Source organism: Curtobacterium caseinilyticum (assembly GCF_030363035.1).
In the GTDB taxonomy this organism is placed as follows: domain Bacteria; phylum Actinomycetota; class Actinomycetes; order Actinomycetales; family Microbacteriaceae; genus Curtobacterium; species Curtobacterium caseinilyticum.
The window spans coordinates 560,258-568,343 of the sequence record NZ_JAUCMN010000001.1 but is presented as its reverse complement, the minus strand read 5'-3'; the positions used below and the strand labels follow the sequence as shown (position 1 = coordinate 568,343).

Below are 8,086 nucleotides of genomic sequence, written 5' to 3'. Positions count from 1 at the left end.
CTAAGCCTCTCAGCGCCGATGGTACTGCAAGGGGGACCTTGTGGGAGAGTAGGACGCCGCCGGACTCAAACATTGCATCACCAGGAAACCCCTGACCATCACTGGTCAGGGGTTTCCTGCGTTTGCGGGCAGGTCGACCCGGCCAGGACGCCGGTAGGATCGAGGCGTCATGACTGCGCCATTCACCACCGCCACCGGCTCCGACGTCCGAGTCCGCTTCTGCCCGAGCCCGACGGGGACCCCGCACGTGGGTCTCATCCGGACCGCGCTCTTCAACTGGGCCTACGCGCGCCACACCGGCGGCAAGCTCGTCTTCCGCATCGAGGACACCGACGCCGCTCGCGACAGCGAGGAGTCGTACCAGCAGATCCTCGACGCGCTCCGGTGGCTGCGGCTCGACTGGGACGAGGGTGTCGAGGCGGGTGGGCCGCACGGACCGTACCGGCAGTCGGAACGGTCGGACGTCTACGACGAGGTGATCGCAAAGCTCCGCGCGTCCGGCCACGTCTACGAGTCGTACGTCACGCCGGAGGAGATGGAGGCCCGCAACAAGGCCGCCGGTCGTGACCCGAAGCAGGGTTACGACAACCACGAGCGTGACCTGACCGACGCCGAGCGACAGGCCTTCCGCGACGAGGGCCGCGAGCCGGCGCTCCGTCTGCGGGTGCCGGACCGCGACCTGAGCTTCGATGACCTGGTGCGCGGGGAGATCACGTTCAAGCAGGGCACCTTCCCGGACTTCGTCGTGGTCCGTCCGAACGGCAAGCCGCTCTACACGTTCACGAACCCGGTGGACGACGCCCTCATGGGGATCACGCACGTGCTCCGCGGTGAGGACCTGCTGTCGTCGACGCCGCGGCAGATCGCCCTCTACGAGGCGCTCGTCGAGGTCGGGATCGCCGAGTCGATCCCGCTCTTCGGACACCTGCCCTACGTGATGGGCGAGGGCAACAAGAAGCTGTCCAAGCGCGACCCGGAGTCGAACCTGTTCCACCACCGGGCCGCCGGCATGGTGCCCGAGGGCCTGCTCAACTACCTGGCGCTGCTCGGCTGGTCGATCGGGCCGGACCGCGACGTCTTCTCGTCCGACGAGATGATCGCAGCGTTCGACGTGGTGGACGTCAACCCGAACCCGGCGCGGTTCGACCACAAGAAGGCCGAGGCGATCAACGGGGACCACATCCGTCTGCTCGCGCCGGACGACTTCCGCGCTCGCCTGGTCCCGTACCTGTCGGACTTCCTGTCGGAGCCGCCGACGGCCGAACAGGAGCGCGTGCTCACCGCGGCTGCGCCGCTCGTGCAGGAGCGCATGCAGCTCCTCGGTGAGGCCCCTGGCATGCTCGGCTTCCTCTTCACGGCCGACGACGCCCTGGTGGTCGAGGACGACGCCCTTGCGACGCTCAAGGCGGACGCCGGCGACGTCCTCCGGACCGGCTCGACCGCGCTCGAGGGCGTCACCGACTGGAGCACCCCGGCGATCGAGGCCGCGCTGCGCGAGGCCCTCATCGAAGGCATGGGGCTCAAGCCGCGTGTCGCCTTCGGGCCGCTGCGCGTGGCCGTCTCCGGGCGCCGTGTCAGTCCGCCGCTGTTCGAGTCGATGGAGATCCTCGGCAAGGACTCGACGCTCGCGCGCCTCCGTCAGCTCGCGGACCGCTGACGCCGTCGTGGTGACGACTGCGGGGGAGCACGGGTCTACGCCGATCGAAGCGGGGACCGACGAGGTGCTGTCGGTCGACGTCGCGGTGGTCGGCGCCGGACCCGCCGGGCTGAGCGCCGCGCTCAACCTGGTGCGGGCACGGCGGACGGTGTTGCTCGTCGACGCCAACCGGCCGCGGAACGCTGCCACGCTGCGGTCGCACGGGTTCCTCACGCGGGACGGCATCCCGCCGCTCGAGCTGCGGAAGCTCGGGCGGTCCGAGGTCGAGGGGTACCCGGAGGCGACGGTCGTGCAGTCCGTGGTCGACCGGGTCGCGCCCGACGGTGACGGCTGGAGCGTCCACGGCACCTGGCGCGGCGCGGAACTCCGGGCCCGTGCACGGGCGGTCGTGGTCGCCACCGGGCTGCGTGAGGAGTTCCCGGCCCTGCCGACCCTGCGGGCGTTCTACGGGACGTCCGTGCACAGCTGCGTCGAGTGCGACGGGTACGAGCACGCTGGTGCCTCTCTCGCGTTCCTGTGCGAGACGCCCGACGTGGTGGACCGGGCGCTGCTCGTGGCCTCGTGGACCGACGACCTGGTCGTCTACACGAACGGAGCCGCGACCCTCGACGCCCGCGGACGCGAGCGTCTGGCGGCTGCGGGTGTCAGCGTGGACGAGCGTGCGGTGGCGGACCTCGAGGGGGACCGGAGCGGCTTGACCGGCGTCCGGCTCGCGGACGGCGACGTGCGGCCGCACACGGGCGCGTTCGTCCGCCCCGTGTGGCACGCGGACCTCGACTGGGTCGACGCCCCGATCGAGCGTGACGCCGAGGGGCTGGTGGAGGTCGACCGACTCGGGCGCACCGGTGTCCCCGGGCTGTACGCGGTGGGGGACGTGACGCCTCCGGGCCCGGAACAGCTCGTCGTGGCGGCCGGTCACGGGGCATCGACGGCGGCCGCGGTGCACCGGGACCTCGTGGGTGGTCTCGAAGACCTCCGGGATGCTGTACAGTAGTTGATCGTGCCCCGGACAACGGGGAACGAAGGCCGACAGGCCTTTGGGGTATGGTGTAATTGGCAACACAGCGGTTTCTGGTACCGTCGTTCTTGGTTCGAGTCCAGGTACCCCAGCTCGAGAAAGGCCCCCGGGATCTCCCGGGGGCCTTTCGCGTTCCTGCTCCGGATCGTGCAGCGCGCAGCGGCAGGGGACACGCCCGGAGTGCCGACGGCGCCCGATCCCGGGCGGGCCGACGGGCGCGCGCCGCGCCGCGCTGGCTGCGCGCCGCGCTGGCTGCGCGCCGCGCCGGCTGCCTGCCTGGCGGTCGGCTCGCGTGGCGGTGGGCCTGCGTGGCGGTCGGCTCGCGTGGCGGTGGGCCTGCGTGGCGGTCGGCTCGCGTGGCGGTGAGCCTGCGTGGCGGTGGGCCTGCGTGGCAGTCGGCTCGCCTGGCGGTGAGCCTGGGTGGCGGTGAGCACGGGTGGCGGTGAGCCCGCCTGGCGGTCAGCCCGCCTGGCGGTACGCCACCACCCAGTCGACGAGCACGTGCCCGTCCGAGTCAGCAGGCACCTGCGAGTCGTCGATCGTCGTCTCCGCCTGCAGGGTCACGCGCATCGGGACCGTCGGCACGGCGCCGGTCGTGGTGGCCACCAGTCGGCCGTCCCACCAGAAGCGCACGGCGTCGGCGGTCCACTCGACCGTGGCGACGTGCCAGTCCTCCTGACCGCCGGGCAGCACCGGCGGGTCCTCGGGCAGGAAGCGCATCGTGCCGGACGTCGGGTCGAAGCTCCCGGGCACCGCCGACACCGGCCGCACGTCGCCGCCGAGGTCGCCCTCGGGCCAGTCGATCTCGCCCTCGTTCCACTCACCCGAGAGCGGCCAGAGGATCATCACGAACTTGTAGCCGGGGGCGTGGTCGGCGCGGTAGCGGATGGAGACGCGCTGGTGCGTCCACGACCGGTACCCGGCCGGCAGCACGGTCGCCACGAGGGGCTGCCCGCCCTCGGAGCGCAGGTGGAAGTCGAGGACCGAGTCGTGCACCGAGACGACCTCGTCCGGGTGGTACAGCCCCTTGCCGGAGGTGTCTCGGATCCCCGTGTACTGGGCCATCGCGGGGTAGACCGACAGGAGCTCGCCGTGGGCGGCGTCCCGGTCGAAGTCCTGCGCCAGGTACGGGATCCAGCGCACGTCCCCGGACTCGAGTGCGCCGGTGGGCATCCGCTCCGCCTGCGCCTGGTCGGACCGGCGCGCCGAGGTGGGCAGCACGACGGCGACCGTCCCGGTCAGGGCCGCGGCGCCGACGAGTCCGGCCACCACGGCGCCCCGACGCAGCACCGCACGCCGCGTGGGCGTGCGGTGCCGGGCGCCGGGCTCATGCTGCACGCGCGACCTCGTACACGCGGACACCGTCCCGGTCGTAGCGGAGGACACCCTCGGCGGCGACCGAGCGCTCCATCGCGTCGACCTCGGCACCCGTGAGCACCCCGCGGTCGACCACGTCAGCCCGCTGTGTGTCCGAGAAGACCAGCCAGGCGTCGCCGCCGTGTGACCGGTCGACGATCGACTCCTGCAGGTCGGCCGGGGTCATGCCGTCCGGGTACCAGGCGGTCGTGTCCGCGACCGAGGCGACCTGCGCCCAGTGGTGCAGGTACGCGGGGTAGTCGGCGCCGATGAGCGCCGGGAAGCTGCCCACCGTCGTGAGGGTGTCGTCCGCGTCGAAGCGGCCGTCGAGCCACCGTGCGGCGGCGACGTCGCCGGCCGGGGTCTGGCTCGCCTGCTCCGCCTGGAACGTCGTGCCGACGAACAGCGCGGTCGTCACGGTCACGAGGGCGGCCGTCGCACCGAGTCGCAGCCGTCGCCCGTGCAGCGCGTGGACCGCCGCGGTCGCGAGGAACGGCGCCGAGAACAGCACCACGCGGTACTTCCCCTCGCCGCCGTAGCTCTGGCCGAGCACCAGGACCATCGGGCACGCCGCCAGCCAGAGGAGGACGAGGGCACGTTGCCCGTGCCCCGAACGCACCATCCGGACGATCCCGACGACGGCGACGACGGCGACGAGGGCGGTGATCGCGAGCACACCCCGGCTCTGCAGCGTCGTCGCGAGCGACGGGATCGAGATCGAGGTGGAGGCGGCGGTGACGTTGCTGACCGGGTCGAACCCGGTGGTCAGGCCGAACTTCTCCTGCACGTAGTCGAGGTTCGGCAGCAGGTAGAGCAGCGGAGCCGCGGTCACCGGCAGCGCGACCCACCACGGCCGGACCACGCCCACGACGACGAGCGGTACGAGGGCGGCGACGAGCACGAAGGGTGTGAGCTGGTGCGACGCGGTGATCACCGCCTGCAGCAGGACGACGACGAGCACAGCGGCGATCGTCGCCGTGCTGCCGACGGGTGCCGCCGGCGCGGGGGCGACCGGTGCGCGGCGTGCCCGGAGGAGTCGGGAGACACCGCCGACGAGTCCGCGGCCGAGCGAGTTCGGAGACCGGCGCAGTGTCGTCACGACGACGAGCACCGCGGCGAGGAACAGCGCGAAGGCGAGCGCCTGCGGCGAGTAGTAGTCCTGTCCGACCCAGTTCGCGGTGCTGAACAGGACGGCTGCGGTGACCGCCCAGCGCCCCCTCGCACCCAGGGCACGGGCGATCCCGTACACCAGGGCCGCGTCGAGCAGGGCGAACGCGATCTCGACGAACCGCACGGGAGCGAGGGCCTCGAGGTTCCCGGTCGCGGAGCCGAGGAAGGCGCTGAGCGAGAAGAAGCCCGGCCACCGGTTGTAGATGTCGATCGTGGGGTCGACACTGCCGTGCTGCTGGATGGCGGCCGTGACGGCGATGTGCTTGAAGACCCACGGCGGTCGAGGCTCGGTGGCGACGAGGTTCGCCGTGCCGTACACGACGACGACCAGCACGGCGGCGGATGCCGTGCGCAGGGCCGCCGGGAAGCGACGGTCGACGAGGGCGAGCACGGTGACGGCGACGACCGCGCCGGCGCCGAGCCACCACGTCGGGGTGACGGCGGTGAGCAGCCCCCACTCGCCGAGGGCGGTCGCGTCGGTCTGCGCCGTCCCGACCGCCCACAGCGCGACGCCCGTGACGAGGACGCCGCCGCCGGCCACGAGCCGGACGAGGGTCCCGTCGTGCCGCGCCGACCACGCCGCGCGCAACGAGCGGACCGACGGCCCCCGGTCACCGGCGCGGACCGTGACGACGCCGTGCGCCAGTGCTGCCCACCCGCTGACCACGAGGACGAGCCCGGCCGCGGGGACCGGCGTCCACCGGTCCGACCAGACCATGACGAGGGCCACGACCGCGTCGACCGCGGCACTCGTCGCGACGACCAGGCCCGCCCGGCCGATCGGCTCGACGAGTCCGAGCGGACGGACGACGGCGAGACCGGGCACGACGAGGAGCGCGGCGAGCACGACGGCCGTCTGCACCGGGCCGGTCGTGCCCGTCACGAGCACACCGGCCGCGACGAACGCGAGGACCGCGGCGGACAGGGCGGGCACGGGGGAGCGGGGGATCCGGCGTGTCCGGCGGACCGCCACCCGCGCCGGGGTGGTGGTCGCGGTCACGGTGCGACCTCCTGGGTCGTACGGTCCATCGAGGGTTCCTTCGTGTCGGGAGCGTCCTGGCACGCTAACCAGCGCGGCGACCGCCCCACGAGGGCCCGCAGCCGGTTGTGCGGGTGCCCTGCGGCATTGCGGGATCGCGCACCCGCAGCCGGGCCGCGACGGTCGAAACCGCACGCTCGGCCGACGCGCGTTGACGTCCGGAGGGACGCCCGGCGACGGTGGATCCATGACCCACACCGCCCCGCGACCGTCGTCGTCCCGTCTCGTGCTCGAGCGCACGATGGCGAGCCCCGAACCGCCCACGTGGGCCGGGGCCGTCTGGGTCGGCGCCGTCGACGTGCACGAGGTGCCCGTCGACGACCTCCCGATCACGCTCGCCGACGCCGCCGGCCACGGCAGCGCGCGGCTCCTGGTGCGCGAGGGCACCTCGCCCCGGGGCTTCGTCGACCTCCCGGTCGTCGACGGCACGGTCGCCGCAGCCGCACTCCGCGCCGCCGTCGACACGCTCCCGGCGGCCGAGCACCCGCCCGTCCCGGTCCGGCTGCCGAGCACGAGCGTGGTGCTCTGCACCCGGGACCGCGCGGACCAGCTCGCCGATGCGCTCCGGTCCGTGCTGGCAGTCGACCACCCGGACCTCGAGGTCGTCGTGGTCGACAACGCCCCGTCGGACGACGCCACCCGCCGACTCGTCACCGCCCCCGGCACCGACCCCCGCGTCCGGTACGTGCTGGAACCCGTCCCCGGGCTGTCGAGCGCCCGCAACGCCGGCGTCCGCGCCGCTCGCGGCGAGGTCGTCGCCTTCACCGACGACGACGTCGTCGTCGACCGCGGGTGGCTGCGTGCCGTCGCCTCCGGGTTCGCGCGCGGCGAGGACGTGGTGTGCGTCAGCGGACTGGTGGCGAGCGGCGAGCTGCGGACCGCTGCCCAGCGCTGGTTCGACGAGCGCGTCACGTGGTCGCGCAACCTGACGCCGCGGGTCTTCCGACTCACCGCGCCGCCGCAGGACCGGCCGCTGTTCCCGTTCTCGGTCGGCGACTACGGCACGGGCGCCAACTTCGCGATGCGGCGCGACGCCGTCCTCGCGCTCGGTGGGTTCGACGAGGCCCTCGGCGTCGGGACCGTCACCGGTGGCGGCGAGGACATCGACATGTTCGCCCGTGTCGTGCTCGGCGGTTCCGCCCTCGTCGTCGAGCCGTCGGCCCTGGTGTGGCACCGCCACCGGGCCGAGGTCGCTGCGCTCCGCACGCAGGCGGTCGGCTACGGGACGGGTCTCGGCGCCTGGCTCACCAAGACCGCCCTGCGCCCCCGGACCCTCGGCATGGCCGTGGTCCGTGCCCCGCGCGCCCTCCGCCACCTGCTCGCCGGCCCGGTCACGACGGAGGTCGCGGGCGGACCGGCCGTCACGACGCCGGCACCTGCCGCCGGTGACGCGGCCTTCGACCGGGAGGTCGCCGCGGTGCGCGGCACCGAGCTCCGCGCCGTCGTGCGCGGCGTCGCACGGTACGCGCGCTCCCGCCGCACGGTGCGTGCACGGACCGCCGCGGCACGTCGCTCGGCCTGACACGCGTCGGACGGGAGGCGCGTGGCGGGCCGGCCACGCGCCTCCCGTCCGACGCGTCACGACGTGGCACCGCTCGACGCGCCTCGGCGTGCACCGGTCCCCCGCGACCGCGACCAGCGGCGCCGCCCGACGGTCCGGACCGTCCGGCGCACCCGGAACGATCGGCGGTCGGTTGCGGGTTTCCGTATCCACCGTGGGGGGTCCGCAACGCACCCCGCGCCGCATTGACCGAGGGTGTCGGCGCGCACGAAGGTGGGAATGCCCAGGGAACGGTGTACCCCCGTTCCGGACGGCCGCCGAGGCCGCTCCCGGGCCTCGCCGCCG

Annotated in this window: 5 protein-coding genes, 1 tRNA gene and 1 rRNA gene; 5 read left to right on the top strand and 2 right to left on the bottom strand. The window is 73.7% G+C overall.

Annotation, left to right across the window (positions count from 1 at the left end):
• The 4 genes from rrf to QUG93_RS02565 all read left to right on the top strand — a co-directional run.
• Positions 1-65 (top strand): 5S ribosomal RNA (gene rrf, locus QUG93_RS16040); the annotation flags it as partial.
• A gap of 104 nt (positions 66-169) precedes the next feature.
• The gene (gltX, locus tag QUG93_RS02575) at positions 170-1,657 is read left to right on the top strand and encodes a glutamate--tRNA ligase (protein ID WP_289472032.1); all 1,488 of its coding nucleotides are present in this window, start codon (positions 170-172) and stop codon (positions 1,655-1,657) included.
• A gap of 10 nt (positions 1,658-1,667) precedes the next feature.
• Positions 1,668-2,651, top strand: coding sequence for an NAD(P)/FAD-dependent oxidoreductase (locus tag QUG93_RS02570; RefSeq protein WP_289472031.1), 984 nt, complete (start codon positions 1,668-1,670; stop codon positions 2,649-2,651).
• Between the two features lie 44 nt (positions 2,652-2,695).
• Positions 2,696-2,767 (top strand) — tRNA-Gln (locus QUG93_RS02565).
• Between the two features lie 367 nt (positions 2,768-3,134).
• On the opposite strand, the gene QUG93_RS02560 is transcribed toward QUG93_RS02565, so the two are convergent.
• Together QUG93_RS02560 and QUG93_RS02555 are read right to left on the bottom strand one after the other, a co-directional pair.
• Entirely contained in the window at positions 3,135-4,013 is an 879-nt protein-coding gene (locus QUG93_RS02560) for a glycoside hydrolase family 16 protein (RefSeq protein ID WP_289472030.1), read from the bottom strand.
• On the bottom strand, positions 4,003-6,201 hold the full coding sequence (locus QUG93_RS02555; RefSeq protein ID WP_289472029.1) for a hypothetical protein: 2,199 nt from the start codon (positions 6,199-6,201) through the stop codon (positions 4,003-4,005). The genes QUG93_RS02560 and QUG93_RS02555 overlap by 11 nt, the downstream gene beginning before the upstream one ends.
• A gap of 226 nt (positions 6,202-6,427) precedes the next feature.
• Between QUG93_RS02555 and QUG93_RS02550 the strand changes: the two genes are divergently transcribed.
• Positions 6,428-7,762, top strand: coding sequence for a glycosyltransferase family 2 protein (locus QUG93_RS02550; protein ID WP_289472028.1), 1,335 nt, complete (start codon positions 6,428-6,430; stop codon positions 7,760-7,762).
• Positions 7,763-8,086 lie beyond the last annotated feature (324 nt).